Raw genomic sequence first — 25,980 nt, forward strand, 5'->3', positions numbered from 1 at the left:
TGAAAGCCATGAAATCCCTGTTATCAATTGCCTTGTTGCTGGGCAGTGCTTGGGCGCAAGCGCAAACCGAAGTGCGGCTGGCGGTGCACAAATCATTTGCCTTGCCCGCAGAAGTGCTGGCCAAATTTGAGCAAGACAATAAAGCCAAGGTGTCGGTGATTAAAGTGGGCAGCGGCAATGAAATGCTCAATAAGCTGATTTTAAGCCGCGCCGCACCGATTGCCGATGCGGTATACGGCTTAGACAACAGCAATATCGCCAAGGCGCGCCAAGCGGGTATTTTGGCGGCCAAACAGCCCGCCAGCCGTGCCGTGGCCGCCGATTTGCCCCATGCGCTGGCGGTGGATTACGGCTATGTGGTGCTCAATTATGATAAGGCGTGGTTCCAGAAAAACAACAAGCCACTGCCCAAAACCTTGGCCGATTTGGCCACGCCGGCCTATAAGGATTTGCTGGTGATGCCCAATCCCGGCACCTCCAGCCCCGGCTTGGCGTTTTTGATGGCCAATATTGCCGACATGGGCGAAACACGTGCGTTTCAATGGTGGGCACAAATGCGCCAAAACGGGGTAAAGGTGAGCAAAAGCTGGAGCGATGCTTATTACACCGACTTCAGCCAAAACGGCGGTAGCCGCCCGCTGGTGGTGAGCTATGCCACCAGCCCCGCTGCCGAAGTGCATTTCAGCAAAGGCAAATACACCACCCCGCCCACCGGCAATTTGTTTTTAAAAGGCGGGGTGTTCCGCCAGGTTGAAGGTGCGGCGGTGCTGAACAAAGCCAAACAGCCGCAGCTGGCGGCCAAGCTGGTGCAGTATTTACAGTCTGACGCGGTGCAAAAAGCCGTGCCGGAGCAAATGTGGGTGTATCCGGCGGTAAGCGGTACACCGCTGCCTAAGGTGTTTGAGTTTGCCCAAGTGCCCGGCCAATATGCCCAGCCGTCTGCCGCCGATATGGCCGACAAACAACGGCAATGGGTGAGCCGTTGGATTCGCACGGTATTACGTTAACAGCAAGGGTGTTCAAGGTTTCAGGCAGCCTTTAAGGCTGCCTGAAACTGTGTTGTATCACGGTAGGGTTGTCGATAATGCTTTCAGGTAGCCTTTTAACTTCAGGAGATGGCCAGCATGAACATCCTCAAACCCCGTAAGCTATTGGCCTTATTGGCGGCCTTGTGTTTGTCTGCGCCCGTATTGGCCGCCGGTTTGGACGCCACCGATGCGGGCGACTATGTATGGCTGCACCCGCAAACCGAGCAGCCTTTGTCCACCCAAATGCGCTTGTTTTTGTAAGGGCCGCAATGGATGATGGACGGCAAGCAAGAGCCTGGCGATTGGCAGCCGGTGTGCCGTGCCAGCGGCGATTGCCGTTTGCAAGCGTCTAGCGAGGCCGATGTGAAAGGATTTAAAGCCACGCTGCCCGCGCAATGGCAGGCTTATCCGTTTGCCTGTATTCAAAATGTGGCGATGGCGTTTTGCCGCGTGCGCAATCAAGATCGCCGCGCCTACTGGCTGTTCACTTTGGTGGGCGGCCAAACCACCCCCATACCGCTCAACCGCTTGCGCTAAACCGCGCGATAGATATTATTGATGATTGCTGCCGATACCACTCTCCGAGCAGCGGCTGGCCGCTTGTGCGCCAGCCTGCTGCTCGCCTTGCTGCCCATCGGCTTTTTGCTGCTGATGATTGTGGCGCCGCTGCTGGCCATCGGCCGCTATGGCGACGGTGCTTGGGCATGGGCGCTGTTGGACGACGACTATATGCGTTGGCGCATTGCGTGGACGGTGTTGCAGGCGCTGATTACGTGCATATTGGTGTTGCTGATTGGCACGCCTTTGGCATGGGTGTTGGCGCGGTTTGATTTTGCCGGGCGCGCGCTGGTGTTGCGCTTGCTAATGCTGCCATTTGTGATGCCCACGCTGGTGGCCGGTATGGGCGTGTTGGCTTTGTTTGGTACGCACGGCTTGCTGTGGCCGGGTTGGCAAGACACGCCGTATTTGCTGCTGTACGGCAATGTGTTTTTTAACCTGCCGGTGCTGGTGCGGGCGGCGTATCAAGGCTTTTTGCAGGTACCCGCTTCGCGGCTATGGGCGGCGCAAACTTTGGGTGCGGGCGCGTGGACGCGCTTTTGGCAGGTGCAGTGGCCGGTGTTGCTGCCGTGGCTGGCGGGCGGCGTGTGTTTGGTGTTTCTGTATTGCTTTTCCGGCTTTGGGCTGGCCTTGCTGCTGGGCGGCAGCGATTACGCCACCATCGAAGTGGAAATTTATCAGTTGATTGCCTATGAGCTGGCGATGGACGAAGCCAGTGTGTTGGTGTGGCTGGTGTTGGCCATCACCTTGCTGGCGGCGCTGGCCTATGCTTGGCTCAGCCGCCGTGCTGCCGGCGCCAATCCGGTGCAGCCGCCATTGCCTGAGCCGGTGCGCGGTTGGCGTCAATACGCGTTGTTGGCGGCGGCCTTGGTGCTGTTGGCATTGTGTTGCGTGTTGCCGCTGGCGGCGATTGCGTGGCGTGCGGCGCAAGCAGGGGCGTCGTGGCAGGTTTTGCTGGATGCGGCCACGCTTCAGGCAGCCTTCAATACCCTACGCTTCACTGGGTTGGCGATGCTGCTGGCCTTGTTGCTGGGCGTGAGCCACGCCGCCTTGGCGCGCCGCCATGCATGGATGCGCAGCATCACTTTTTTGCCGTTTATGGTGTCGCCGGTGTGCGTGGCGTTTGGCGTGTTGCTGCTGTATCCGCAGTGGACGGCATCGCTGAGCTTGCTGGTGGCCACTTATGCCTTGCTGGCCTATCCGTTTATCACCAAAGACTTGCTCGCCGCTTGGGATGCGCTGCCGCCCGGCTACGCCGCGGCGGCGCGTACCTTGGGCGCTTCACCGTTTCAGGTAGCCACCAGGGTAACCGCACCCTTGCTGCTGCCTTCGCTGCGGCGCGGGCTTACCTTGGCTGCGGCCACTTGTGTGGGCGAATTTGCCGCCACCTTGTTTTTGTCGCGCCCCGAATGGCAAACGCTCACTACTTTGATTTATCAGCACCTGAGCACCGCCGGGCAAGACAATTACGACCGCGCCATGGTGCTCACTGCCGTATTGATGCTGCTGGCCATCGCGGTGTTTGCCTTGCTGGATGCGAATAGCCACACCGATAAAGGAACGCAACGTGCTCGAATGGGTTGACATCCACCACCGCTACGGCAACAAAACCGTGGCCCACGGCATCAATTTGGCCGTGGGCGCAAGCGAGCTGGTGGCCATCTTGGGGCCGTCTGGCAGCGGCAAATCCACTTTGCTGAAAATGGCCGCCGGATTGGTGGCACCGCAGCACGGCCAAATCCGCTTTAACGGTGCCGACTACACCTTCAGGCAGCCTGAACAACGCCGCTTTGCGCTGATGTTTCAAGACTACGCGCTGCTGCCACACCTGAATGTGTGGCAAAACGTGGCTTTCGGCCTGCGTATGCAAGGGCAGGGCAAGGCCGCCGCCCGTGCTGCTGCCATCAACATCTTGGCGCAAGTGGGGCTGGCCGCCGAAGCCGAACGCCGCACCGGCGCCTTGTCCGGCGGCGAGCAACAGCGCGTGGCCTTGGCGCGGGCGCTGGTTACCCGGCCGCAAGCCCTGTTGCTAGACGAGCCGTTTTCCGCGCTCGACAGCCATTTGCGCAGCCAATTGCAACAGCTCACCTTGGCCTTGCTGCAACAACAGCCTTGCCCCACCGTGATGGTAACCCACAGCCCCACCGAAGCCTTGCAACTGGCCACTCGCGTGTGTCTGCTCGACCATGGCCGCTGGCTGCAACAAGGCAGCCCCGCCGATTTGTTGGCCAAACCCGCCAGCGCCGCCGCCGCCCGCTTGCTGGGCTGCGACAATGTAACCGAGCAACACCATATCCCCCAAGCCGCGCTGCACCTGCACCATCCGCAAGGCACCCCCAGCACCCTGCTGGCCGCTGCCCCGCAAGCCGGTTTGTGGCGGCTGCAATGGCAGCACCCGCAATACGGCACCCTGCAACAATGGCTGCCCGCCACCACCACCCCGCCCGCCGTGGGCGATAGCGTTAAATTATGGGTGGATGAGGCTGCGGTGGTGGTGTTTGAGGCTGCCTGAAGGGTTTTCAGGCAGCCTTTAACCTAATGGCGGCAACAGCGAGCCAGCAATACCCACACAATCAACGCTACAATAACGCCCGTTAAACGCCAAACATACAACACACAGAGGCAAGTATGAACGAAGCAAACCCACTCCGCCAACACCGCCTGCACCCGTTGCAAACGCTGGTGCTGTCTTTATTATTGGTGGTGTTGCTGGGTTTTTTGCTTAAGATCGGTCAGAATTTTTTGCTGCCGATTATTGCGGCGGTGATTTCCATGTATGTGTTGATTACCCTGTCCGACTGGTTGGGGCGGCTGCCTTTGCTGGGGCGCACGCCGGAATGGTTGCGCCGCTTGCTGGTGCTGGCCGGATTTGTGGGTGTGGTGGCGGGGCTCACCAGTATTGTGATTACTACCGGCGAGAAAATGGTGGCCACGGCGCCGGGCTATCAAGCCAATTTGGAACACATGCTCACCTCAACCACCGGCTTTTTCGGCATCAGCCATGACCCGGATTGGCAGAGCATTCGCGCCGCCACCATTGGCCGCATCAATATGCAGTCGTTATTTGGCTCTGTGCTCGGATCCGTGGGGGCGATGGCGGGGATGGTGGTGTTGGTGGTGGTGTATGCGCTGTTTCTCACCAGCGAGCGCGGCCGTTTTGCCGCCAAGCTGGCCATGGCCTTGCCCGACGACAGTGCCGAGCAAACCAAACGCATGGTGGCCGACATCAACCGGCGCATTGGTGACTACTTGGCAGTGAAAACCGGCATCAACATTATTTTGGCGCTGATTTCGCTGCTGATTTTGTGGCTGTGCGGCGTGGATTATGCGCTGTTTTGGGCGGTGGTGATTGGCCTGCTCAACTATATCCCGTATGTTGGCTCCATGCTGGCGGTGCTGTTTCCCGTATTGCTCACCTTGGCGCAATTCGGCTCGGTGCAAACCACGCTGCTGGTGGCCGGCTTGCTTACCGCAGCGCAAATGTTTGTGGGCAATGTGCTGGAGCCGAACATGATTGGCAAACAGGTGAATTTGTCGCCGTTTGTGGTGCTGGTGTCGTTGTCGTTGTGGTCGTCGCTGTGGGGCGTTGCCGGTGCCATTTTGGCGATTCCCCTCACTTCCATGCTGGTGATTGTGCTGGCGGCATTTCCGGCCACGCGGCCGTTGGCAATTATGCTGGTGGAAGACGCCAGTGCTTATGCGCAGTTGCCCAAGTAATCGTTTCAGGCAGCCTGAAGCATCCGCTTAAAACTGCTATAATTGCCCGCGAATAAACCCACCTTCGGAGAGAAACATGGCTCTTGTGTCTTTACGCCAGCTGCTGGACCACGCCGCCGAGCACCAATACGGCTTGCCCGCGTTTAATGTCAACAACCTCGAACAAATGCGCGCCATTATGGAAGCGGCCAGCGAAGTAGACGCGCCGGTAATCGTGCAAGCCAGCGCCGGTGCGCGCAAATATGCCGGGGCGCCGTTTTTGCGCCACCTGATTTTGGCCGCCATCGAAGAATTTCCGCATATTCCGGTGGTGATGCACCAAGATCACGGCACAAGCCCGGCCATATGCCAGCGCGCCATCCAATTGGGTTTTTCTTCGGTGATGATGGACGGCTCGCTCAAAAGCGACGGCAAAACCCCGGCCGATTATGCCTACAATGTGGATGTAACTCGCACCGTAGTGCAATTTGCCCATGCTTGCGGCGTGTCGGTGGAAGGCGAAATCGGCGTATTGGGCAATTTGGAAACCGGCATGGCCGGTGAAGAAGACGGCGTGGGTGCCGAAGGTGTGCTCGACCACAGCCAATTGCTCACCGGCGTAGACGAAGCCGTGCAGTTTGTGAAAGACACCGGCGTAGACGCGCTGGCCATTGCCATCGGCACCAGCCACGGCGCCTACAAATTCTCACGCAAGCCCGATGGCGACGTGCTGCGCATCGACCGCATTAAAGAAATCCACCAGCACCTGCCCAACACCCACTTGGTGATGCACGGCTCCAGCTCCGTGCCGCAAGAATGGCTGGCCATCATCAACGAATACGGCGGCAACATCGGCGAAACCTACGGCGTGCCGGTGGAAGAAATTGTGGAAGGCATTAAGCACGGCGTGCGCAAAGTCAACATCGACACCGACTTGCGCTTGGCCAGCACCGGCGCCATCCGCCGCTTTTTGGCGCAACACCCGGCCGAATTCGATCCGCGCAAATACCTGGCCGCCAGCGTAAAAGCCATGAAAGACGTGTGTATCGATCGCTACACTGCGTTTGGCTGCGCCGGCCAAGCCGCCAAAATCAAACCCATCCCGCTGGAAAAAATGGCCGACAAATACGCCGCCGGCGAGCTGGTGCAAATCGTTAAATAAACCGCCAATGCCATACCAAAGGCTGCCTGAAACCAAAATAGAAGGTTTCAGGCAGCCTTTTTATTGTATGGGTGTTGGCGTTTGCCGTATGGTGTCAATTGTGTAGGGTGCACCCCGCGCACCGACAAAACAACATCTATATTATATTAAAGGTATAAAGGAAGGAAACCCGAATGGAGCAAAGAGTCTTAGGCAATACCGGCATCGCCGTTAGCAAAATCTGCTTGGGCAGCATGACCTGGGGCGAGCAAAACAGCGAAGCCGAAGCCCATCAGCAACTGGATTACGCCCTCGCGCACGGCGTGAATTTTATCGACACCGCCGAAATGTATCCGGTGCCGCCCAATGCCCAAACCTACGCCACCACCGAGCGCTATATCGGCAGCTGGCTCAAAGCACGCGGCAAGCGCGATGATGTGGTACTGGCCAGCAAAATCGCCGGCCCCACCGGCAACAATAATCTAGACAGCTACATCCGTGGCGGCAATAACTTTAGCCGCGCCCAGATTTTTGCCGCCTGCGAAGCCAGCTTGCAGCGCCTCAATACCGATTATCTAGACTTATACCAACTGCACTGGCCGGAGCGCCAAGCCAACTTTTTTGGCCGCTTGGGTGTGCACAGGCTGCCTGAAAGCGAAACCTTCACCCCGTTTGCCGAAGTATTGGGCGCATTGGGTGAGTTGGTGCAGCAAGGCAAAGTCCGTGCGGTAGGCCTGTCCAACGAAACCCCGTGGGGACTAATGCAATACCTTAATCTACACAGCCAAAACCCAGCCTTGCCGCGTGTGGCCAGCGTGCAAAATCCGTATAACCTGCTCAACCGCAGCTACGAAGTGGGCTTGGCGGAAATGTCCTTGCGCGAACAAGTTGGCCTTTTGGCCTACTCGCCGCTGGCTTTCGGCATGCTCAGCGGCAAATACCGCAGTAAGCCCTGGCCGCAAAATGCCCGTCTCACTTTATTTAACCGCTTTACCCGCTACACCAAACCGCAAGCCTTCGTCGCCGTAGAGCGCTATGCCGCCATTGCCGAAGCCGCCGGCATTTCACTGGCCACCTTGGCGCTGGCTTTTGTAAGCCAACAAAGGTTTGTGGCCAGCAATATCATCGGCGCCACCAACCGCACCCAATTGGCCGAAAACATCGCCAGCGCCCAAATCACACTAAACGAAGACACCTTGGCCGCCATCGATGCCGTCCATGCCGACATCAGCAACCCGTGCCCTTAAAGAGCCTGAGTACAATAAAAGATTGTGAACAGGCTTTAAGGCTTCAGGCAGCCTGAAACGCCGGCTTTGTGAATGATTACGGCCGGACATGCAGCAGGCGCCTTATCGCGCAATTTCGATTGTGTGCTAAAAACGCAACAGTGTTGTGAAAATGGTCTGATACGGATATTTGTGTGGTTGGTTTAATAAAATCATTGATTATTTTGTGTTTTTTATAAAAATAAGCGATGGTTGGGTATGGGAAAGCACGGTTTTACTGCCGCTGCGGGGATTTAGATTTGTTTTTTTGCAACTAAGGCATTATATTGACGCCATGGAATCGCTAACGCGGCGATTAACGCAAGAACTTGGAAAATCGCACAGTGATTTTTAAGTTTGTTTTTTCGACATAGAAAAGGAATACAGCAATGAAAAAAACCCTGATTGCTCTGACTTTGGCTACTCTGCCTGTTGCCGCTATGGCTGAAGTTGTTTTGTACGGCCAAATCAAAGCCGGTTACGAAGCTTCTTCTTCAAAGGTTGCTAGTGGTGATCGTTCACCTTATACCAACGGCATTGCTGATTTTGGTTCACGCATCGGCTTCAAAGGCTCTGAAGACTTGGGCAATGGCTTGAAAGCCATTTGGCAAGTAGAATCCAAAACTTCAATTGCCGGTACTGATTCTGGCTGGTCTAGCCGTGACTCTTTCATTGGTTTGGAAGGTGGCTTCGGTAAGGTTCGTGCTGGTCATTTGAGCAACCAAATGAATTCAAACATGGATACTCCGGATGCATGGGAATACTCTAACGAAGCTTTGGGCTTGGCTAAATACACCCGTACCAGTCAGCGTTACGCTGGTGTTCGTTATGACTCTCCTGATTTTGCTGGTTTTAACTTTAACGTATTATTCTCTCCGCGCGATAACAATGCCGCGGAAGAGGGTGGGGTGCGTGCTGGTGCTACTCATGCTAAATATGGTTTCGGTTTGAACTATGAAAACTCTGGTTTCTTTGCTAAATACGGCTTTGACTTCTTGAAAAACAGCGCTGGTTATAATCTTGATGGCCAAGTACACCGTTTAGAGGGTGGCTATGATGCGAATAACCTGTTTGTTGCGTTGGGTTATCAAAATGCTAAAAATACCAGTACTTATGCTAGTACAGCAGTAAGTAATTATGTTGCTTTGCATAATGCAGATCCTGCTAATGCTAATGATCAAATTAAATATTCAGCAAAAGATGCGATTAATTTTCGTGGTCAAGAAGTTGCTTTGACAGCTGGTTATCATTTCGGTAATGTATTTCCAAAAATTTCCTATGCTCATGGCTGGAATGTAAAAACTACTGATGGCGAAAAGATTAGTGTTGGTAATACTAAATACGACCAAATCGTGTTAGGTGCTGACTACGACTTCTCTAAACGTACCACTGCCATGGTTTCTGCTGGCTGGTTGAGCGAAGGTTTGGGCGAAGGCAATGGCAAAGCCAAGACCACCGCTCTGGGTGTTGGTATGAAACACAAATTCTAATCTAGCTTAGATTGGTCTTAAAAAGCCCGCTTCGGCGGGCTTTTTGTTTGCCTGTGATTTTTGCAAAAAACCACGCCTATGGCTTATTGCTAGCAATCACGATAGGGTACGCACCGCGCCCCCTACGTTTGGCATGGTAAGCGTAGCGTGGGCTATGCCCACGAATATCCATGTAAAACACCATAAGGCAAGGCGGTTTGCAAGCACACATTTTATGCTACGCGGTCATAGCCCACGCTACCTGAAAATGAATTACCAAATGAGGCTTGCAATAACGGGTTCGATGGTTTCAGGCAGCCTTATTGCCCGCCATTGCGGTAAGATGCGTGGTGCACAGCGGGCTTGGGTAAGGCGGTGCGCAGGGCGCGTCCTACGATAGTTGCGGTTGCGTGCTTTTGTGCTGGTATGGGCTTAAGCGTTAGTGCTTGCTGCTCGCTGCGGGGATGATTTTTTTGCCATAACGTGCAGGCAACATTGTGTTGTTTGTTTCGTGTCGGTGTCATTGTGCCACCGCGAAAAACTGAAAGAGTTGAATTTATGATTGCCACTGTTCAGGGTATGCAGCCGCTTACCCGTTTGCAAAGCCATGCGGTTAGCCAATATTGGCGTAAGTGCCAGATAGAGGAGTTGTTTGATTTGCCGTTTCTGGATTTGGTGTTTCAGGCAGCCCAGGTGCACCGGCAGCATTTTAATCCGCAGCAAATCCAGCTTTCTACCTTGTTGTCGATCAAAACCGGCGGTTGTCCGGAGGATTGCGAATATTGTCCGCAATCGGCGCATTACAGCACTGGGGTGGAGAAGCAGCAGATTTTGGATGTGGCTGAAATTGTGGCCAAGGCCAAGATTGCGCAAAGCCGGGGTGCCAGCCGTTTTTGTATGGGCGCGGCTTGGCGCGGCCCGAAGCCAGATGATGTCAAACAGGTGGCCGAAATTATTGCGGCGGTGAAAGCGCTGGGCTTGGAAACCTGCGGCACATTCGGCATGTTGCAAAACGGCATGGCCGAAGATTTGAAGCAAGCGGGGCTGGATTACTATAACCACAACTTGGATACTGATCCGGAGCGCTACAGCGATATTATCCACACCCGCGCGCATGAAGACCGCATGGATACGCTGGCTAAGGTGCGCGATGCAGGGCTGAAGGTGTGCTGCGGCGGCATTGTGGGCATGAACGAAACCCGTGCCGAGCGGGCCGGGCTGATTGCCAGCTTGGCCAATCTGGATCCGCAGCCGGAAAGTGTGCCAATCAACCAATTGGTGAAGGTGGAGGGCACGCCTTTGGCCGATGCCCAAGATTTGGACTGGACGGAATTTGTGCGCACCATTGCGGTAGCGCGCATTACCATGCCGCAAAGCTATGTGCGCTTAAGCGCCGGGCGCGGGCAGATGCCGGAAGCGATGCAGGCGATGTGTTTTATGGCCGGTGCCAATTCGATTTTCTACGGCGACAAATTGCTGACCACCGACAATCCGCAGCAAGACCATGACCAATTATTGATGCACAAGCTGGATTTGCAGCCTTTGGTGCTGGAAAAGGCGTAGCCGCCAATGGACTGTGTGATTTAGGCTACCTGAAATAGAAATGGATTGCCGCATCAAGTGCGGCAATGCCGGTTGTACATTTCAGGCAGTCTTGACAAGTGGGCGCGTAATTTCAGTTATCCGCTTGCCACGTTAAACAGCAAACCCCAATACCGGCCAATGTATGATTCTGCCTGTGTTGGGGTTTACTGATATGTCGGGTTTGTTTTCAGGTAGCCTGAAAATGGGAATATTTTAGGAGCAATAGGATGGAAAAACAGGATGGCCGCGATATTCGCTATTTGGCCGAGCACTTGCTGCATACGGATTTGGCCGGCTTGTCGCGGCGTGAAGTAGGGCATTTGGTGCGCATTTCGCGTAAATTGCAAGCCGCACCTCGTGCCGAAGGGGCGGTGGTGCAGGCGGAGCTAACGCTGGGCGAGCGCCTGGCCGACCGGGTGGCGGAGTTTGGCGGCTCGTGGATCTTTATCATGTTGTTTGCGTTGTTTATGGGCTCGTGGGCGCTGATTAATACGGTGGTATTGGGTTTGCGTGCTTATGATCCTTACCCGTATGTTTTTTTGAATCTGATTTTATCGATGTTGGCGGCGATTCAGGCGCCCATTATTATGATGTCGCAAAACCGGCAAGCCACGCGCGACCGGCTTACTATGTTGCGTGATTTTGAAGTGAATTTGAAAGCGGAAAATGCCATTGCGGGCTTGCACAAGCGCCTTGATCACCTAGCTTGGCAAACCTTGCAAGGCATGGATGAGTTAAAGCGTTTGCAAGGCAGCAAGGTGGGTGATCATCAAAACGGCGCTGCGCCATAAGGGCGTTGACGAATTGGTGCTTTACCCAAAATACCGCTTTATCTGAGTTGGCATTGCCCGCCGTTAAAACTGCTTTTTGGAATCCAGCAGAATGGTAACCGGGCCGTTGTTGTTCAGGCTTACTTGCATATGGGTTTGGAAATGGCCGGTTTTCACTTTCAAGCCCATGTCGAGCAGATGGTCGGTGAGCTCGTGATACAGCATGCGTGCATGCTGCGGATCGGCGGCTTGGGTGAATGAGGGGCGGCGGCCATGGCGCATGTCGCCAAACAGGGTGAATTGGGAAATCAGCAGGATTTCGCCGTCGATGTCTTGAACCGAATGGTTCATTTTGCCATCGTCATCGGCAAAAATGCGCATGTAGGCCAATTTGTCGGCGATATAGGCGATGTCGGTGTGGTTGTCGTCTTTGCCGATGCCCAGCAGTGCCACTAGGCCTCGGTCGATGTGGTTGACGTGTACCAGATCAACGTTGTTGACCACTTCAATATCGGCTTCCAATACTTTTTGTACCACTGCGCGCATGTATTGCCTTTGCTTATTTGTTGGTTGTGTTTGTGGATATTTTATTGGTTTTTAGTATGTATCGAGCAGGCCGGGCATTGCGGGTTGCGTTGGGCGCGAAACGATTGCCACTGGCCGCTTAAGCCCTGATATTGCTGCAATACGCCGGTTTGCATATCGCCGATGCCGAGCAAAAAGCGCAAGGCCATGGCTGCTTGGGCGGTGCCGATAATGCCCACCAGCGGTGAAAAAACGCCAAACAAGGCACAGTTGCCATCGTTAAACGGCTCGTCGCCAAACACGCAGGTATAACAAGGGCTGTTGTTGTGCTGCGGGTTGTAAAAACACAATTGCCCGGCAAAGCGTACGGCGGCGCCGGATACCAGCGGCGTTTGGGTGGCGATGCTGGCCAGATTGATGGCGCGGCGGGTGGCGAAGTTGTCGCTGCAATCCAGCACCACATCGGCTTGGCGCATGAGGGTGTGCAAAGCGGTGTCATCCAACCGAGTAACGTGCGCATCGACGCGGATACTGCTGTTGAGCCTTTGCAGGTATTGCTGCATGGCGGCCGCTTTGGGGCGGCCGATATCGGCCTCGGTGTAGGTGATTTGCCGTTGCAAATTGCTTAAATCGACATGGTCGTTGTCGGCAATCATTAGGTGGCCAACACCGGCGGCAGCCAGATAGGGTAGGGCGGCCGCACCCAAGCCGCCGCAGCCCACCACCAAAACACAGGCCTGTTGCAGGCGCTGCTGGCCTTCAATGCCGATTTCATCCAGCAAAATATGGCGGCTGTAGCGCAGCAATTGGGTGTCGTCCATGGCTTGTGGGCTCCGGGTTGAGGTCGCTATTGCTGGTGGGATGAGCATCGCCATCTGATACGGTTTAACGGGGCGGCCGGCAAAAGCGGCTTATTTTATGCTATTTTGATATTTGTGGGTAGAATAAATTAGATGATATATACTAACACAATCATCATTGACATTAAACCAGTGCCGGTTTGGTGGATTGGAACGATGTTGTTGATGGGCTCAAAGCGTTGCGGATGGCTGCAGTTATGGCTGTTGTATGATGCTGTGGATTGTGGCCGAACGTTTTTTCGCTTACAATTGAAGCCTTTGTTTTCAAAGAACACATGGCCACCATAGGTGTGGCCTTTATTTTGAGCCCCTGCGGCTAATCGCCGCAGGGGCTGGTAACGATTCATGTTTTATTGATATAAAAGACTGAGTTCAGGCAGCCTTTGGCGGCTTTAGCCTGCTTGTATTTTTGCTTCTGTTGTATTGCTGCCTTGGAATAGGCAATGGCAGCAAGCGCCACATTTTTACTATATTGATTGGAATGAACACCAATGGCAGCGTTTAATGTACAAAAAGTTTTGTCGGTACACCACTGGACCGATGCGTATTTTAGCTTTACCTGCACCCGCGATGAGCATTTGCGCTTTGACAACGGCCAGTTTGTGATGGTGGGGCTGATGGTAGACGGCAAGCCTTTGATGCGTGCCTACAGCGTGGCCAGTGCCAATTGGGAAGAGCATCTGGAATTTTTTAGCATTAAGGTGCAAGACGGCCCTTTGACCAGCCGTTTGCAGCATTTGCAGGTGGGCGATGAGGTGCTGATTAGCAAGAAGCCCACCGGCACGCTGATTTGCGGCGACTTAAACCCAGGCAAAAACCTGTATTTGCTCTCCACCGGCACTGGCTTGGCGCCGTTTTTGAGTGTCACCAAAGACCCGGAAGTGTATGAGCAGTTTGAGAAAGTGGTGTTGGTGCACGGGGTGCGCTATGAGAAAGATTTGGCGTATTACGACCATTTCACCCAAACCTTGCCGCAACACGAATACTTGGGCGAGCTGATTCGCGAAAAGCTGATTTATTACCCGATGGTGTCGCGCGAAGCTTTTATGCATCAAGGGCGGTTAACCGATGTGATGCGTTCGGGCAAGCTGTTTGCCGACATCGGCCTGCCGCCCATCAATCCGCAACACGACCGCGCCATGATTTGCGGCGGCCCCGGCATGCTTAAAGACACTTGCGATGTGTTGAATGAGTTTGGCTTGAAAATTTCGCCCAAAATGGGTCAGCGCGGTGATTATGTGATTGAGCGTGCGTTTGTGGCGCAATAAGCATCAATCAACATGATGTTGTTGGCGAACAAACTTCAGGCTGCCTGAAACGGTTTCAGGCAGCCTTGTTTGATTGTGATGGGTTTATTTTCAGATTTTATATTATTGGGACAAGGAATCTATCGGCGATATGGACAGCTTTATTACCTTGGTGTCAATTTTACTGCCCTTGTTTGGCGGTTTTTTTATCCGATTGCAGCCGCGCTGGATTTACTATGTAAACCATCTGCTCAATGTATTGGTGTATGTGATTCTGGCGCTGATTGGTTTGTCGTTGGCGCGGGTGGACAATTTGGGCGCGCAAATCGGCTTTATCGGCTGGGCGGCAGCGGTGTTGTTTGCCTGCATTATGGGTTTGAACCTAGCGGTGCTGATGTGGTTCGACCGCCGCCATCCGTGGCGGCGCCGCCGCGATGTGCATCAAACCGGCGGCCAAAGCATCAGCCTAGCGGGCAGTGCCAAACAAATTGCCTGCGTGTTGGCCGGTTTTGCCTTAGGGCTGGCGTTGCCGCGCGGTTGGCTGCCGCCGGCGGCCACCGGCAATTATGCGCTGATGTTGATGGTGTTTTTGGTGGGCATCCAACTGCGCAGTAGCGGCATTACTTTGCGCCGGGTGTTGATTAACAAGCGGGGAGTGCAAATCAGCACTTTGTTTGTGTTGTCTTGCTTGGTGGCGGGGGTGCTGTTTGCGGCGCTGATGCCGGATGTGAGTTTGTCCAAAGGGCTGGCACTCAGCTCCGGCTACGGCTGGTATTCGCTGTCGGGCATTGTGATGACGGCCGCCTACGGGCCGGTGTGGGGCAGTGTGGCGCTGGTAAACGATTTGGCGCGCGAATTTTTTGCGTTGGTGTTTATTCCTTTGCTGATGCGGCAGCATCCTTCGGCGGCGGTGGGCAGCGGTGGTGCCACCAGCTTGGATTTCACCTTGCCGGTGATTCAATCGTCGGGCGGGATTGAGGCGGTGCCTTTGGCGATTAGTTTCGGTTTTATTGTGAACGTGGTGTCGCCGATTTTGATGGTGGTGTTTTCCACGGCTCAGTTTTAACCGGGCAGGCTTTTCAGGCAGCCTTTAGCGGCGGCGATGCTATTCCGCTGTATGAAACCCGGCTTGCGCGGAAACGAACATTGATGCACAATGGTTTTCACTTTTTATCATAATTGGATGTGAATCATGCTCAACCGCACCCCGCGCCACGAAAAAATCATTCAGTTAATCCGCGAAAGCGGATTTATGCCGATTGACGAATTGGCACGGGTGCTCGACGTAACGCCGCAAACCATCCGCCGCGACATCAACCAGTTGTGCGAAGAAAATATTTTGCGCCGCTACCACGGCGGCGCTTCTTTGGGCAGCAGTGTGGAAAATGAAGATTATTTTTCGCGCAAAAACAAACTGCAAAGCGAAAAAGCCCATATTGCCGATGTGATTGCCGCACACATTCCCGACAATGCTTCTTTGTTTATGAGTATCGGCACCACCATCGAAGCGGTGGCACTGGCCTTGGTGAAAAGCCATAAAAACCTGAGCATCATTACCAACAACATCCATGTGGCTTCGATTGTGTCCAGCCGCAGCGACTACACCGTGATGATTACCTCCGGCGTGGTGCGCGCGGTAGATGGCGGCATCACCGGCGTGGCCACCATTGATTTTATTAACCAATTTAAAGTGGATTACGCTGTATTGGGCGCTTCCAGCATTGAACAGGACGGCTCCTTGCTCGATTTCGACTATAAAGAAGTGAGCGTGATGCAGGCGATGATGAAAAACGCACGCATCCGTTATCTGGCAGTAGACCACAGCAAGTTTGGCCGCAATGCGCTGGTGCGGATGGGCGACATCACCGAATTCCACGCCCTGTTTACCGACGAAGAGCTTTCGGCGGCGCTGGGCAAAAAATTGGCCGATCATGGCGTGAAATGGTATTTGGCCGATAAAGAAGACGAATAATACCAATTCGAAAAAATAACCTAACTGCGTTGGCTCGCCTAGCCGTACGTGTGTACTGTCTTCGGCTCTCCGCCTTGTTATCTTATTTTTTCGAATTGGTATAATTGCCGCTGTTGATATTAAAGGCTGCCTGAAGGTTTCAGGCAGCCTTTGTGTTATGCATGCAACAGCTTAAAACGTATAGCCGGTTTGCAATTCTTCATCGCCCACCAACTCCACCAGTAGCGCATACAAAGGCGCCAGCGCTTTGTAGCGGCGGCTGCTGCGGCGCAGGTAGTTTAGAAAGCGCGGGATTTCGCTGCGGTATTTGCCTTTACCGTCGCGGTGGTAGAGGCGGGCAAAAATCCCGGCCACTTTCAAATGGCGCTGCACGCCCATCCATTCGAAATCGCGGTAAAAGGCATCGAAGTCGGCATTTACCGACAAGCCGGCCGCGCGGGCTTTTTCCCAGTAGCGAATCACCAAATCCAGCACAAATTCTTCTTCCCACTCGATAAAAGCATCGCGCAGCAAAGACACCAAGTCGTAGCTTATCGGGCCATAGAGTGCATCTTGAAAATCCAAAACACCGGGGCGCGCGCGGGTGAGCATTAGGTTGCGCACGATAAAGTCGCGGTGCACATAGACTTGCGGCTGGGCGGTGAGGGTGGGCAATAAGGTGTCCAGCGTTTGCTGCCACAGCTGCTGTTGTTTGAAATTAAAGCTTTGGCCGAGCTCCTTGGCCACAAACCAATCGGGGAAGAGCTGCATTTCGCGCCGCATCACTACCGCGTCGTATCCAGGCAGCACGCCGGCGCGGCTGCCCAGCTGCAATTGCACCAGCTCGTCGATGGCGTCCAGCAACAGGGTTTTGTGTACCGGCAGGCGCGGGTCGTGTTGCAGGGCGGCCAGATAGGTGATTTGCCCCAAGTCTTCCAAGGCCATAAAGCCTTGCGCTTCGTCGGCGGCCAAAATGGCGGGCACATGCACCATGTCAAACAATTGCTGCACTTGGATATAAGGGGCGATGCTCATTTTGTCCGGTGGGGCGTCCATGCACACCACGCTACGCCCATCGGCAAACACGGCGCGGAAATAACGGCGGAAATCGGCGTCGGCGGCGGCAAAGGCCCAATCAAAGCTTTGGGCGGGATAATGGGCGGCCAGCCATTTTTTTAATGCGGCTTCTCGTTGCATGATGTCTTTTCGGGTTAAAATAAACGCTATTTTAACTGGCAATTGCGCGCAGGTGATACTTTGTCCCGTTTGTTTTGTTTGAAACCGCTGGTTTTGGCTTTGGCCACCGGCTTTGCCGCTTCAGGCAGCCTGGTGGCCGCGCCGTCTTTGTCTTTGGGCGATGCGGCGGTTTGCCATGCACCCGATGCGCCGCAACAAATGGTGGCGGCGCCCCAAAGCAGCGGCGAAGGTGCGGTGCCGCCCGGTGCCACGCGGGTGAATGCCGACAGCCTCAACGGCCAATCGCAAACCCGTGTGCACGCCAAAGGCGATGTGGTGGTGGAGCGGGGCACGCAAACCCTGAATGCCGATTGGATTGACTACGACCAGCAAAGCCAGCAGCTGAAGGCGGGCGATGCGTTTACCTTGGCCGACGGCAACAGCCGCGTGTCGGGCAGCAATCTGGCTTACAATCTGGGCAGCCAAGAAGGTGAGGCCGAAGCGGCACGCTTTGAAGCCGAAAATGACAACCGCCGTTTGCAAGGCGTGGGCGAGAAAATCCAGATGGCGGGTAAAAACCGCTACCGTTTAAGCCAGGCCAAATTCAATACCTGTAATCCGGGTGACGACAGCTGGTATATCGAAGCGGCCAGCATTGATGCCGATTACGACAAAAACATCGGCGTGGCGCGCAACGCCAAATTTGTGTTTGGCGGTGTGCCTTTAATGTACACACCGTGGATTGATTTTCCGCTTAATGGCGACCGCAAAAGCGGCCTGATGACCCCCACGGTGAAAATCGGCAGTGATGGCTTTGAGTTGGGTGTGCCGTATTATTTCAACTTGGCGCCCAATTACGACGCTACCGTGAAGCCGCATTTTATCAGCCGCCGCGGCCTGCAATTGGGCGGGCAGTTCCGCTATTTGCAACCAAAGTATCAAGGCAGCGTTAACGGCGAATGGCTGCCGGACGACCGCGCCAGCGAACACCACAACCGCTACAAGCTCGATTGGCAACACCGGCATCAATTCAGCACTAAGCTTAGCGGCGGCATTGATTTTCATCAGGTGTCCGACAACGATTATTACCGCGACTTGATGGGCAGCAGCACCAGCAGCAACGTTAACCTCAACCGCCAGCTGTGGCTAGATCACCAAACCGAAGCTTGGGGCGGGCGCTTGAGCAGCTATTTCACTCTGCAAAAATACCAAACACTGGCCTCCAGTAGCGGCTACAAAGATCCGCCCTATGCTATGCTGCCGCGCCTGAGCAGCAACTGGAGCCGCCATTTCAACGATACCTACAGCGCCAATGTGCTGGCACAAGCCACTTATTTCAGCCACCGCGACAAGCAAGAAGGCGCACGTGTGGTGCTCAACCCCAGCTTTATGGCCGACTTCCACAACGATTGGGGTTTTGTGCGCCCCAAAGTGGGCGTACACGCCACTTATTACGATTTGCGCGCCTTTGAAGGCGAACGTGCGCGCCATGTCAGCCGTATTCTGCCTACGTTTAGTGTCGACAGCGGCATGGTATTTGAGCGGCCGTGGCGCTGGCGCGATGAAGGCTTAATCCAAACTTTGGAGCCGCGCCTGTTTTACACTTATATCCCTAAGCGCAGCCAAAACGATTTGCCCTTGTTTGATGCGTCCGAAAACAGCTTCACTTATGAGCAGCTGTTCCGTGAAAACCGCTTTTCCGGCCAAGACCGCATCAATGCCGCCAACTTCATCACCGCCGCCCTGCAAACGCGACTCTACGACGACAAAACCGGTGCCGAGCGTCTGAGCGCCGGTGTGGGGCAGCGTTATTACTTTAATAAAGACACGGTGCTGTTGGATGGCAGCATTGCAAAAACCGAGCGTGACCGCTCCGATATTTTGGTGTTTGCGCGTGGCAATATCAACGACCAATGGCGCGTGGAAGCCAATTGGCACTACAACGAAAACCTGAAAACCAGTGAAAATTTCGATGCCGGCTGGCGTTACAGCCCGGAGCCGGGCAAGGCGGTGTCGATGCGCTATAAATTCGGCCGTTATGAAGAAATTTATGATGGCAATTACGGTAAAATTAGGCAAATTGATGCGGCGGTGCAGTGGCCAATCCGCCGAAACTATTATATTGTTGCACGGCAAAATTACGATTTAACCCACAGCCGCAGCTTGCAGCAGCTATTGGGCATCGAATACCAAAGCCCGTGCCGTTGCTGGAGCGCCAGTGTGGTGGGGCAGCGCTATATTACTGGTATCAACGAAAGTAAAAACGCGGTGTTTTTCCAGCTGCAATTGCGCAACTTAACCAGCGTGGGCAATAATCCGTTTGAACAGCTGCGTACCGCCATTCCCGGCTACAGCAGCATTTATGAGGTGAAGCATTGATGAAGCAATTAACACAAGGAGTGGGCATCATTGCCCTAGCTTTGGCGTTTCAGGCCGCCGTAGCTGGCGATATCAAGCCGGTGGACAGCATTGTGGCGGTGGTAGACAACGCGGTGATTACCCGTCAAGACTTAAGCAATGCGGTTAACCAAATTCAGCGCCAGCAGCCCAAAGGCAGCAAAGCGGATCAAGCTGCCTTGCAACAACAGGCATTATTGCAGCTGGTAAACCAAAGCCTATTGGTACAGGCAGCGCAACGCAGCGGCTTGAGCGTGAGCGAAGCGGAAATCGATGCCGAAGTGGCACGCATTGCACAGGCGCAAAAATTAACCGTGGCGCAGCTGTATCAGCGGGTGGCCAAAGAAGGTGCCAACCGCAGCGCACTGCGCCGCACCATTGCCAATAATCTACTGGCGCAAAACATGCAAAAAAGCATCACCATGGAGCAATCCCGGGTAAGCGATGCCGAAGTGGATGCCGCCATTGCCCGTGCACAGCAGCAAGGTTTAACGCTGCCTGAAGGCGTCACCAGCCATCAGTACCATGTTCAGCACATCTTGATTAAAGACGACACCGAAGCCTCACGCAAATTGATTAACCAGCTACAAAAACAAGCCCGCAGCGGCACTGCGTTTGCACAGCTGGCACGCCGGTATTCGCAAGACGGCAGCGCGGCGCAAGGCGGTGATTTGGGCTGGATTGCCGAGGGTCAAACGGTGGCGCCGTTTGAAGCGGCGGTTAAAGCGTTGCAACCCGGCCAAGTGAGCCAGCCGGTGCGCAGCCAGTTTGGCTGGCACATTATCCGGCTGGTGGAAATCAAAAGTGCCGATACCCCGCAAGAGCGTTTGCGCAACGGCATGCGTGCGGCGCTGAGCGAAGAGAAATCGGCACAGGCCTTGCAAAATACCTTGCGCCAATTGCATGAGCAGGCGTTTATTCAGGTGCGTTAAACCACCTGCGTGGCTAGGCCACACACCCAATCTGTATCCGTTTTTTATGTATTCCACTTTATTTGTTCAGGCAGCCTTTTAATAAGCAAATGCATTATTGAGTAGTTGAAGCCTTCAGGCAGCCCGTTTGAGGCTGCCTGAATGATTTGGAGGGCAGGCAATGCAAACATTACCGTGGCTGGCGGTAACCAGTGGTGAGCCAGCAGGCATCGGGCCGGACGTGTGCTTGGATTTGGTCGGCGCCGATGCGCCCTATCGGGTGGTGGTGTTGGGCGATAAAGCCGTATTGCAGGCACGGTCGCAGTTGTTGGGTAAAAACGTGTATCTGCGTGATTATCAGCCGGATGCGGCACCCAAAGCCGGGGTGTTGGATGTTTACCATTTGCCGGTGGCAGCGGCGGTGGTGCCGGGGCAGTTGGCGGCGGCCAATGCGGCGTATGTGCTGGATTTGCTTGATGCGGCTTATGCAGGCGTGGCGACCGGTGAGTTTGCCGCCATGGTGACCGCGCCGGTGCACAAAGGCATTATCAACGATGCCGGCGTGCCGTTTAGCGGCCACACCGAATACCTGGCCGCCAAAAGCCACACCGAACAAGTGGTGATGATGTTGGCCGGAGGCGGTTTGCGCGTGGCCTTGGCCACCACCCACTTGCCCTTGCGTGCGGTGGCCGACGCCTTGAATCCTGCCTTATTACAGCAAGTGCTGGCGACTCTGGAACACGATTTGCGCACTAAATTCGGCATCGCCGCGCCGCGCATTCTGGTGGCGGGGCTGAATCCACATGCGGGCGAGCAAGGCCATTTGGGGCACGAAGAAATCGACATCATCACGCCGGTGATTGCCGCTTGCCAACAGCAGGGCATGGCGGTGCAAGGGCCGTATCCGGCGGATACTTTATTTCAGCCCTTTATGTTGCAACACGCCGATGCGGTGCTGGCGATGTACCACGACCAAGGCTTGCCGGTATTGAAATACGCCAGCTTTGGCCGCGGCGTGAACATCACCTTGGGGCTGCCGTTTATCCGTACTTCTGTGGATCATGGCACGGCACTGGATTTGGCCGGCAGTGGCCGCGCTGATTCAGGCAGCCTGCAAGCGGCATTGGCGTGTGCTTGGGAGATGGTGGCGGCGCAAGCGGGTTTTGCTGCGTTGCAAAAAGGTCACGCCGCAAGTAAATAAGGGTAAGGCCGGTGCCGGCGGCGGCGATTCGTTTGCTTATTGGGCATTGCTCTTTTAGAATGTACAGCCCTGTATGTAAAGGTGGTTGCGCCCAGGCTCAGCCGATTAAACAGATGAGCACCCCGTTTATTGAAATGAAAGACGTGGCCTTTGCCTATGGCGAGCGCCCGATTCTGAGCAACATCAATTTCCATGTGGAACAAGGCCGCTTTGCGGCGATTATGGGCGGCTCTGGCAGCGGCAAAACCACTTTGCTGCGGCTGATTACCGGTCAAATCCACCCGCAACAAGGCGAAGTGCGCGTTAATGGCCGCAACTTGGCCGCATTCAGCCGCGAAGAATTACACGAGCACCGCCGCCATATGGGCGTGCTGTTTCAATTTGGCGCTCTGTTTACCGATTTGTCGGTGTTTGACAACGTGGCTTTTCCGCTGCGCGAACACACTAGGCTGCCTGAAGACATGATTCGCGATTTGGTATTGCTCAAGCTCAACGCCGTGGGTTTGCGCGGGGTGGAAAGCCTGATGCCGGCTGAATTGTCTGGCGGGATGGCGCGGCGGGTGGCACTGGCGCGCACCATTGCGTTGGATCCGGAATTGATGCTCTACGACGAGCCGTTTACCGGCTTGGATCCGATTTCTCTGGGGGTGATTGCTTCCTTGGTGCGCCGTGTGAACAAAGCCTTGCGCGCCACCAGCGTGATGGTAACGCACGACATCACCCAATCGCTGGAAATTGCCGATCAGGTGATTTTCTTGGCGCACGGCGAAATCCTGTTTTCAGGTAGCCCGACAGAAATGCGCCAGCTCGATTCGCCGTGGATCAACCAATTTATCCATGGCAAGGCCGATGGGCCGGTGGCCTTCCGTTATCCGGCGGCCACCACTTTGCAGCAAGATTTGCATCTGTAGTGCACGATTTGGAAACCAAAGCAAACTCATGAATGTGTTTACCCTTTTGGGTCGTAAAACCCTGAATTTTTTAGGCCAGCTCGGTGCGGTGGTGCTGTTTTTGCTCGCCATCTTGCGGCGCAGCGCTGCGGTGCTGAAGCGGCCTCGGCTCAGCGTGCGGCAAATGTATTTCGCCGGGGTGTTGTCGATCATCATTATTGCCGTGTCCGGCCTGTTTGTGGGTATGGTGTTGGGCTTGCAAGGCTATACTCAGTTGTCCAAATTCAAGGCTGCCGATGCTTTGGGCTATATGGTGGCGGCGGGCTTGCTGCGCGAGCTGGGGCCGGTGCTGGCGGCGATTTTGTTTGCCAGCAGCGCCGGTGGCGCCATGACCAGTGAAATCGGTCTGATGAAAACCACCGAGCAGCTGGAGGCCATGAGCGTGATGGCGGTAGACCCGGTGTCACGCGTGGTGGTGCCGCGCTTTTGGGCCGGTGTGCTGTCGATGCCGCTGTTGGCGTCTATTTTTAATGTGGCCGGGATTTACGGCGCCTACTTGATTGGGGTGCAGTATTTGGGGCTGGACGGCGGCATTTTTTGGGCGCAAATGCAAAGCAATATGGACTTTCATTACGATGTGGTGAACGGTTTGATTAAATCGCTGGTGTTTGGTGTGGCAGTCACGCTGATTGCGGTATACCAAGGCTTTCATGCTACCCCCACTTCCGAAGGCATTTTGCGAGCCAGCACCCGTACGGTGGTGTCCAGCGCGCTTACAGTGTTGGCACTGGATTTTGTGCTGACGGCACTGATGTTTACCGAATAACTGAATAATACCAAACCTAAAAATAACCTAGCTGCCTTGGCTTACTTTGCTATCTTATTTTTAGATTGGGTATAACAACAGGTAAGAAAATGAAAAAAAACGGTTTGGAAATGATGGTTGGCCTGTTTGTGGCTTTAGGCTTGGCTGCGGTGGTGTTTTTATCGTTCCGGGTGGCCGGCGGCGGCAGCTTTCTGGGCGGCGCCCAGCCGACTTATACGGTTTACGCTTCGTTTAGCGATATCGGCGGCTTGAAAGTAAAAGCACCGGTGAAGGCGGCTGGTGTGGTGGTGGGCCGTGTGGGCAAGATTGAGCTGGATTCGCAAAGTTATTGGGCGCGGGTGACTTTAAATCTGGACCAACAATACCATTTCAGTACCGATGTATCGGCGCAAATCCTTACTTCCGGCTTGTTGGGCGAGCAATACATCGGCTTGATGCAGGGCGGCGACCCGGATGATTTGGCCAATGGCGACACCATCACCATCACCAGCTCGGCCTTGGTGCTGGAGCAATTGATTGGTAAATTTATGACCAATTTCGCCGAGGGCAATGCCCATTCTAAAGCGGCCAGTGATGCCTCCGAAACACCGTCAACCCCATAAAATAAATCGGTTCAGGCAGCCTGAATCAAGGCAATACCCATATTAATAAACCATTAAAAGGAAAACCACGATGAAAAAATCAGCCTTTATCGGCGCCGTCACTATGGCGGTGATGAGCATTAGCTTGGCTTTGGCCACCCCGCAGCAGGCGGTTACCCAAGTGCGTGGCAATGCTACCCAAGTATTGAGCATCTTAAGCAAGGCCAATGGCGCCAATGACGCCCAAGTACGCCGCCAAGCCGAAAACTACGCTATTCCCTATTTTGATTTCGAACGCATGACCGCCTTGGCCGTAGGCAACCCATGGCGCAATGCCAGTGTGGCACAAAAGCAGGCGCTCACACAGGAATTTAAAACCCTGTTGATTCGCACCTATTCCGGCACCATGCTGAAATTCAAAAATGCCAAAGTCACCGTACGTGACAACCCGGTGGTGAACCGTGGCGGCCAAGAAGTGATTGTGCGTGCCGAAGTGGTGGCCGCTGGCGGTGGTAAACCGGTGAACATGGATTACACACTCTATCAAAGCGGCGGCAAATACCGTGTGTATAATGTGGCGGTGGAAGGTGCCAGCTTGGTTACCGTATACCGCAACCAGTTTGGCCAAACCATCGGCCAAAAAGGCATTGACGGCCTGATTGCCGATTTGAAATCAAAAAACGGCCAATAGCACATGAATATTGAGCGCAACGGCGGTGTGGTGGCCTTGCAGGCAGCCGTGACCATGGCCACGGTGGATGCCGCGCAATACCGCCGTTTTTGTCAGGAAATGGCCGACAGCTCGGTGCATACGCTGGATTTGGCGGCGGTGAGCCGTGCCGACTCCGCCTGCGTGGCCTTGTTGCTGGCGGCCATGCGCATAAAACAAGCGCAACAGCAAACATTGAAGCTGGCGCATATGCCCGCCGATTTGCGCATGCTCACGGCTTTGTACGAGATTGACCCATGGATAACGGAATGAAAAAACAATTGTGCGTGGCGGTGCTGGCGGTGGCGGTGGTGTCGCCGGTATGGGCGGACGGCGCTTATCAAGACCCGTATCAGGGCTATAACCGCTTTATGTTCCGCGTGAACGACACGCTGGATCGGCATGTTATGGTGCCGGTGGCCAAGGGCTACCGCAAGGTAACGCCTTCGCCGGTGCGCACGGGTGTGCGCAATTTTTTCAACAATCTGCGTGATGTGGTCAGCTTTGGCAGCAATGTACTGCGTTTGGATATCGAAAAAGCCAGTACCGATTTGGTGCGGGTGGGCATCAACAGCACCTTCGGCTTAGGCGGCCTGATTGATATTGCCGGTGCCGGACAAATGCCGAACAACAAAAATACCCTCGGCGATACCTTTGCTTCGTGGGGCTGGAAAAACAGCAATTATTTCGTTTATCCGCTCACCGGCCCTTCTACTGTGCGCGACAGCATAGGCAATACTATTTTGTATGCCTATCCGGTGCAAAAAGTGGTGTTTACCGATCCCGGCGCACGTTATGGTGCCTCTGTACTGGGTACTGTTTCCCGCCGCGAGGCTTTGTTGGATTTGACTTCCGGCCTAGATGAAGCGGCATTGGATCGCTATGCCTATGTGCGCGATATTTTTATGGATATGCGCAATCGCCAAGTGGGCAATACCGGCGCTACTGCTACTGAAGATATTGATATCGACAGCCTGGTACCAGCAGAAAACGACGGTGCCGATGGCGACACATCGGCAGCGGCAGATACTGCCGAGTCTGCGGATTTGGCCAAACCGGCCGCTTTGGATGCGGCTGCTGTTGATTTGCCATTGGCCGAAGCCGTGTCGGCACCGGCAAAGACCTTGGCATGGACATCTGCGCATGAAAAATACCTTAACTATTGGCCGGTAGAGTCGGTACAATAAGGCCATGC

The 25,980-nt window shown here is 54.6% G+C and carries 26 protein-coding genes; 23 read left to right on the top strand and 3 right to left on the bottom strand.

Annotation, left to right across the window (positions count from 1 at the left end):
• The first annotated feature begins 8 nt into the window (after positions 1-8).
• The 11 genes from JQU52_RS05110 to JQU52_RS05160 all read left to right on the top strand — a co-directional run bounded on the left by JQU52_RS05110 (position 9) and on the right by JQU52_RS05160 (position 11,532).
• Positions 9-1,007 carry a thiamine ABC transporter substrate-binding protein gene (locus JQU52_RS05110; protein WP_230340059.1) on the top strand — a complete coding sequence of 333 codons (999 nt, stop codon included), beginning with the start codon at positions 9-11 and terminating at the stop codon, positions 1,005-1,007.
• Positions 1,008-1,124: 117 nt separating this feature from the next.
• Positions 1,125-1,289 carry a hypothetical protein gene (locus JQU52_RS05115; protein ID WP_230340060.1) on the top strand — a complete coding sequence of 55 codons (165 nt, stop codon included), beginning with the start codon at positions 1,125-1,127 and terminating at the stop codon, positions 1,287-1,289.
• Positions 1,290-1,301: 12 nt separating this feature from the next.
• The gene (locus JQU52_RS05120; protein WP_230340061.1) at positions 1,302-1,565 is read left to right on the top strand and encodes a hypothetical protein; all 264 of its coding nucleotides are present in this window, start codon (positions 1,302-1,304) and stop codon (positions 1,563-1,565) included.
• A gap of 114 nt (positions 1,566-1,679) precedes the next feature.
• Entirely contained in the window at positions 1,680-3,170 is a 1,491-nt protein-coding gene (locus tag JQU52_RS05125) for an ABC transporter permease (RefSeq protein WP_230340526.1), read from the top strand.
• A complete protein-coding gene (locus JQU52_RS05130) occupies positions 3,154-4,098 on the top strand; it encodes an ABC transporter ATP-binding protein (RefSeq protein WP_230340062.1) in 945 nt (314 codons plus the stop codon). The genes JQU52_RS05125 and JQU52_RS05130 overlap by 17 nt, the downstream gene beginning before the upstream one ends.
• Positions 4,099-4,214: 116 nt before the next feature.
• Entirely contained in the window at positions 4,215-5,303 is a 1,089-nt protein-coding gene (locus JQU52_RS05135) for an AI-2E family transporter (RefSeq protein ID WP_230340063.1), read from the top strand.
• A 76-nt stretch (positions 5,304-5,379) separates the two neighbouring features.
• Positions 5,380-6,444 (top strand): class II fructose-bisphosphate aldolase, encoded by a 1,065-nt coding sequence (fba, locus tag JQU52_RS05140; RefSeq protein WP_230340064.1) that lies wholly within the window; start codon positions 5,380-5,382, stop codon positions 6,442-6,444.
• A gap of 173 nt (positions 6,445-6,617) precedes the next feature.
• Positions 6,618-7,670, top strand: a complete 1,053-nt coding sequence (locus JQU52_RS05145; RefSeq protein ID WP_230340065.1) for an NADP(H)-dependent aldo-keto reductase — start codon at positions 6,618-6,620, stop codon at positions 7,668-7,670.
• A 407-nt stretch (positions 7,671-8,077) separates the two neighbouring features.
• Positions 8,078-9,178: a porin gene (locus JQU52_RS05150; RefSeq protein WP_230340066.1), complete on the top strand. Its 1,101-nt coding sequence runs from the start codon at positions 8,078-8,080 to the stop codon at positions 9,176-9,178.
• Between the two features lie 558 nt (positions 9,179-9,736).
• Positions 9,737-10,720: a biotin synthase BioB gene (bioB, locus tag JQU52_RS05155; protein WP_379061008.1), complete on the top strand. Its 984-nt coding sequence runs from the start codon at positions 9,737-9,739 to the stop codon at positions 10,718-10,720.
• A 248-nt stretch (positions 10,721-10,968) separates the two neighbouring features.
• Positions 10,969-11,532 (top strand): DUF1003 domain-containing protein, encoded by a 564-nt coding sequence (locus JQU52_RS05160; RefSeq protein ID WP_230340068.1) that lies wholly within the window; start codon positions 10,969-10,971, stop codon positions 11,530-11,532.
• A 63-nt stretch (positions 11,533-11,595) separates the two neighbouring features.
• Here the strand turns inward: JQU52_RS05160 and dtd are convergent, their stop codons facing one another.
• The gene (gene dtd / locus JQU52_RS05165; RefSeq protein WP_230340069.1) at positions 11,596-12,057 is read right to left on the bottom strand and encodes a D-aminoacyl-tRNA deacylase; all 462 of its coding nucleotides are present in this window, start codon (positions 12,055-12,057) and stop codon (positions 11,596-11,598) included.
• 41 nt (positions 12,058-12,098) lie between these two features.
• Positions 12,099-12,857, bottom strand: coding sequence for a HesA/MoeB/ThiF family protein (locus JQU52_RS05170; protein WP_230340070.1), 759 nt, complete (start codon positions 12,855-12,857; stop codon positions 12,099-12,101).
• A gap of 530 nt (positions 12,858-13,387) precedes the next feature.
• Between JQU52_RS05170 and JQU52_RS05175 the strand changes: the two genes are divergently transcribed.
• The 3 genes from JQU52_RS05175 to JQU52_RS05185 all read left to right on the top strand — a co-directional run bounded on the left by JQU52_RS05175 (position 13,388) and on the right by JQU52_RS05185 (position 16,115).
• Positions 13,388-14,164, top strand: coding sequence for a ferredoxin--NADP reductase (locus JQU52_RS05175; RefSeq protein ID WP_230340071.1), 777 nt, complete (start codon positions 13,388-13,390; stop codon positions 14,162-14,164).
• Positions 14,165-14,294: 130 nt separating this feature from the next.
• Positions 14,295-15,209 carry a lysine exporter LysO family protein gene (locus JQU52_RS05180; RefSeq protein ID WP_230340072.1) on the top strand — a complete coding sequence of 305 codons (915 nt, stop codon included), beginning with the start codon at positions 14,295-14,297 and terminating at the stop codon, positions 15,207-15,209.
• Between the two features lie 126 nt (positions 15,210-15,335).
• Positions 15,336-16,115: a DeoR/GlpR family DNA-binding transcription regulator gene (locus JQU52_RS05185; RefSeq protein WP_230340073.1), complete on the top strand. Its 780-nt coding sequence runs from the start codon at positions 15,336-15,338 to the stop codon at positions 16,113-16,115.
• 171 nt (positions 16,116-16,286) lie between these two features.
• On the opposite strand, the gene amgK is transcribed toward JQU52_RS05185, so the two are convergent.
• A complete protein-coding gene (gene amgK / locus JQU52_RS05190) occupies positions 16,287-17,291 on the bottom strand; it encodes an N-acetylmuramate/N-acetylglucosamine kinase AmgK (RefSeq protein WP_230340074.1) in 1,005 nt (334 codons plus the stop codon).
• A 60-nt stretch (positions 17,292-17,351) separates the two neighbouring features.
• On the opposite strand from amgK, the gene JQU52_RS05195 reads away from it, so the two are divergent.
• The 9 genes from JQU52_RS05195 to JQU52_RS05235 all read left to right on the top strand — a co-directional run bounded on the left by JQU52_RS05195 (position 17,352) and on the right by JQU52_RS05235 (position 25,972).
• Positions 17,352-19,649, top strand: coding sequence for an LPS-assembly protein LptD (locus JQU52_RS05195; RefSeq protein WP_230340075.1), 2,298 nt, complete (start codon positions 17,352-17,354; stop codon positions 19,647-19,649).
• A complete protein-coding gene (locus tag JQU52_RS05200) occupies positions 19,649-20,599 on the top strand; it encodes a peptidylprolyl isomerase (protein ID WP_230340076.1) in 951 nt (316 codons plus the stop codon). The genes JQU52_RS05195 and JQU52_RS05200 overlap by 1 nt, the downstream gene beginning before the upstream one ends.
• Positions 20,600-20,759: 160 nt before the next feature.
• The gene (gene pdxA, locus JQU52_RS05205; protein ID WP_230340077.1) at positions 20,760-21,779 is read left to right on the top strand and encodes a 4-hydroxythreonine-4-phosphate dehydrogenase PdxA; all 1,020 of its coding nucleotides are present in this window, start codon (positions 20,760-20,762) and stop codon (positions 21,777-21,779) included.
• A 113-nt stretch (positions 21,780-21,892) separates the two neighbouring features.
• Entirely contained in the window at positions 21,893-22,690 is a 798-nt protein-coding gene (locus JQU52_RS05210; protein WP_230340078.1) for an ABC transporter ATP-binding protein, read from the top strand.
• A gap of 28 nt (positions 22,691-22,718) precedes the next feature.
• Entirely contained in the window at positions 22,719-23,495 is a 777-nt protein-coding gene (gene mlaE, locus JQU52_RS05215) for a lipid asymmetry maintenance ABC transporter permease subunit MlaE (protein ID WP_230340079.1), read from the top strand.
• An 89-nt stretch (positions 23,496-23,584) separates the two neighbouring features.
• On the top strand, positions 23,585-24,097 hold the full coding sequence (gene mlaD / locus JQU52_RS05220) for an outer membrane lipid asymmetry maintenance protein MlaD (RefSeq protein ID WP_230340080.1): 513 nt from the start codon (positions 23,585-23,587) through the stop codon (positions 24,095-24,097).
• A gap of 70 nt (positions 24,098-24,167) precedes the next feature.
• On the top strand, positions 24,168-24,767 hold the full coding sequence (locus JQU52_RS05225) for an MlaC/ttg2D family ABC transporter substrate-binding protein (RefSeq protein ID WP_230340081.1): 600 nt from the start codon (positions 24,168-24,170) through the stop codon (positions 24,765-24,767).
• Positions 24,768-24,770: 3 nt separating this feature from the next.
• Positions 24,771-25,058 carry an STAS domain-containing protein gene (locus tag JQU52_RS05230; protein ID WP_230340082.1) on the top strand — a complete coding sequence of 96 codons (288 nt, stop codon included), beginning with the start codon at positions 24,771-24,773 and terminating at the stop codon, positions 25,056-25,058.
• The gene (locus tag JQU52_RS05235; protein ID WP_230340083.1) at positions 25,055-25,972 is read left to right on the top strand and encodes an MlaA family lipoprotein; all 918 of its coding nucleotides are present in this window, start codon (positions 25,055-25,057) and stop codon (positions 25,970-25,972) included. Before JQU52_RS05230 ends, JQU52_RS05235 begins: the two co-directional genes overlap by 4 nt.
• Positions 25,973-25,980: the final 8 nt, after the last annotated feature.

The organism is Paralysiella testudinis, assembly GCF_016894345.1.
In the GTDB taxonomy this organism is placed as follows: Bacteria; Pseudomonadota; Gammaproteobacteria; order Burkholderiales; family Neisseriaceae; genus Paralysiella; species Paralysiella testudinis.

Coding starts and splice junctions, on each gene's coding strand:
- JQU52_RS05120 (WP_230340061.1), top strand. CDS start 1,302: ATGATGGACGGCAAGCAAGAGCCTGGCGATTGGCAGCCGGTGTGCCGT.
- JQU52_RS05210 (WP_230340078.1), top strand. CDS start 21,893: ATGAGCACCCCGTTTATTGAAATGAAAGACGTGGCCTTTGCCTATGGC.
- JQU52_RS05230 (WP_230340082.1), top strand. CDS start 24,771: ATGAATATTGAGCGCAACGGCGGTGTGGTGGCCTTGCAGGCAGCCGTG.
- bioB (WP_379061008.1), top strand. CDS start 9,737: ATGCAGCCGCTTACCCGTTTGCAAAGCCATGCGGTTAGCCAATATTGG.
- fba (WP_230340064.1), top strand. CDS start 5,380: ATGGCTCTTGTGTCTTTACGCCAGCTGCTGGACCACGCCGCCGAGCAC.
- JQU52_RS05180 (WP_230340072.1), top strand. CDS start 14,295: ATGGACAGCTTTATTACCTTGGTGTCAATTTTACTGCCCTTGTTTGGC.
- JQU52_RS05225 (WP_230340081.1), top strand. CDS start 24,168: ATGAAAAAATCAGCCTTTATCGGCGCCGTCACTATGGCGGTGATGAGC.
- JQU52_RS05115 (WP_230340060.1), top strand. CDS start 1,125: ATGAACATCCTCAAACCCCGTAAGCTATTGGCCTTATTGGCGGCCTTG.
- JQU52_RS05235 (WP_230340083.1), top strand. CDS start 25,055: ATGAAAAAACAATTGTGCGTGGCGGTGCTGGCGGTGGCGGTGGTGTCG.
- JQU52_RS05175 (WP_230340071.1), top strand. CDS start 13,388: ATGGCAGCGTTTAATGTACAAAAAGTTTTGTCGGTACACCACTGGACC.
- JQU52_RS05145 (WP_230340065.1), top strand. CDS start 6,618: ATGGAGCAAAGAGTCTTAGGCAATACCGGCATCGCCGTTAGCAAAATC.
- JQU52_RS05110 (WP_230340059.1), top strand. CDS start 9: ATGAAATCCCTGTTATCAATTGCCTTGTTGCTGGGCAGTGCTTGGGCG.
- JQU52_RS05125 (WP_230340526.1), top strand. CDS start 1,680: ATGATTGTGGCGCCGCTGCTGGCCATCGGCCGCTATGGCGACGGTGCT.
- JQU52_RS05135 (WP_230340063.1), top strand. CDS start 4,215: ATGAACGAAGCAAACCCACTCCGCCAACACCGCCTGCACCCGTTGCAA.
- JQU52_RS05160 (WP_230340068.1), top strand. CDS start 10,969: ATGGAAAAACAGGATGGCCGCGATATTCGCTATTTGGCCGAGCACTTG.
- mlaE (WP_230340079.1), top strand. CDS start 22,719: ATGAATGTGTTTACCCTTTTGGGTCGTAAAACCCTGAATTTTTTAGGC.
- amgK (WP_230340074.1), bottom strand. CDS start 17,291: ATGCAACGAGAAGCCGCATTAAAAAAATGGCTGGCCGCCCATTATCCC.
- dtd (WP_230340069.1), bottom strand. CDS start 12,057: ATGCGCGCAGTGGTACAAAAAGTATTGGAAGCCGATATTGAAGTGGTC.
- JQU52_RS05200 (WP_230340076.1), top strand. CDS start 19,649: ATGAAGCAATTAACACAAGGAGTGGGCATCATTGCCCTAGCTTTGGCG.
- pdxA (WP_230340077.1), top strand. CDS start 20,760: ATGCAAACATTACCGTGGCTGGCGGTAACCAGTGGTGAGCCAGCAGGC.
- mlaD (WP_230340080.1), top strand. CDS start 23,585: ATGAAAAAAAACGGTTTGGAAATGATGGTTGGCCTGTTTGTGGCTTTA.
- JQU52_RS05170 (WP_230340070.1), bottom strand. CDS start 12,857: ATGGACGACACCCAATTGCTGCGCTACAGCCGCCATATTTTGCTGGAT.
- JQU52_RS05185 (WP_230340073.1), top strand. CDS start 15,336: ATGCTCAACCGCACCCCGCGCCACGAAAAAATCATTCAGTTAATCCGC.
- JQU52_RS05150 (WP_230340066.1), top strand. CDS start 8,078: ATGAAAAAAACCCTGATTGCTCTGACTTTGGCTACTCTGCCTGTTGCC.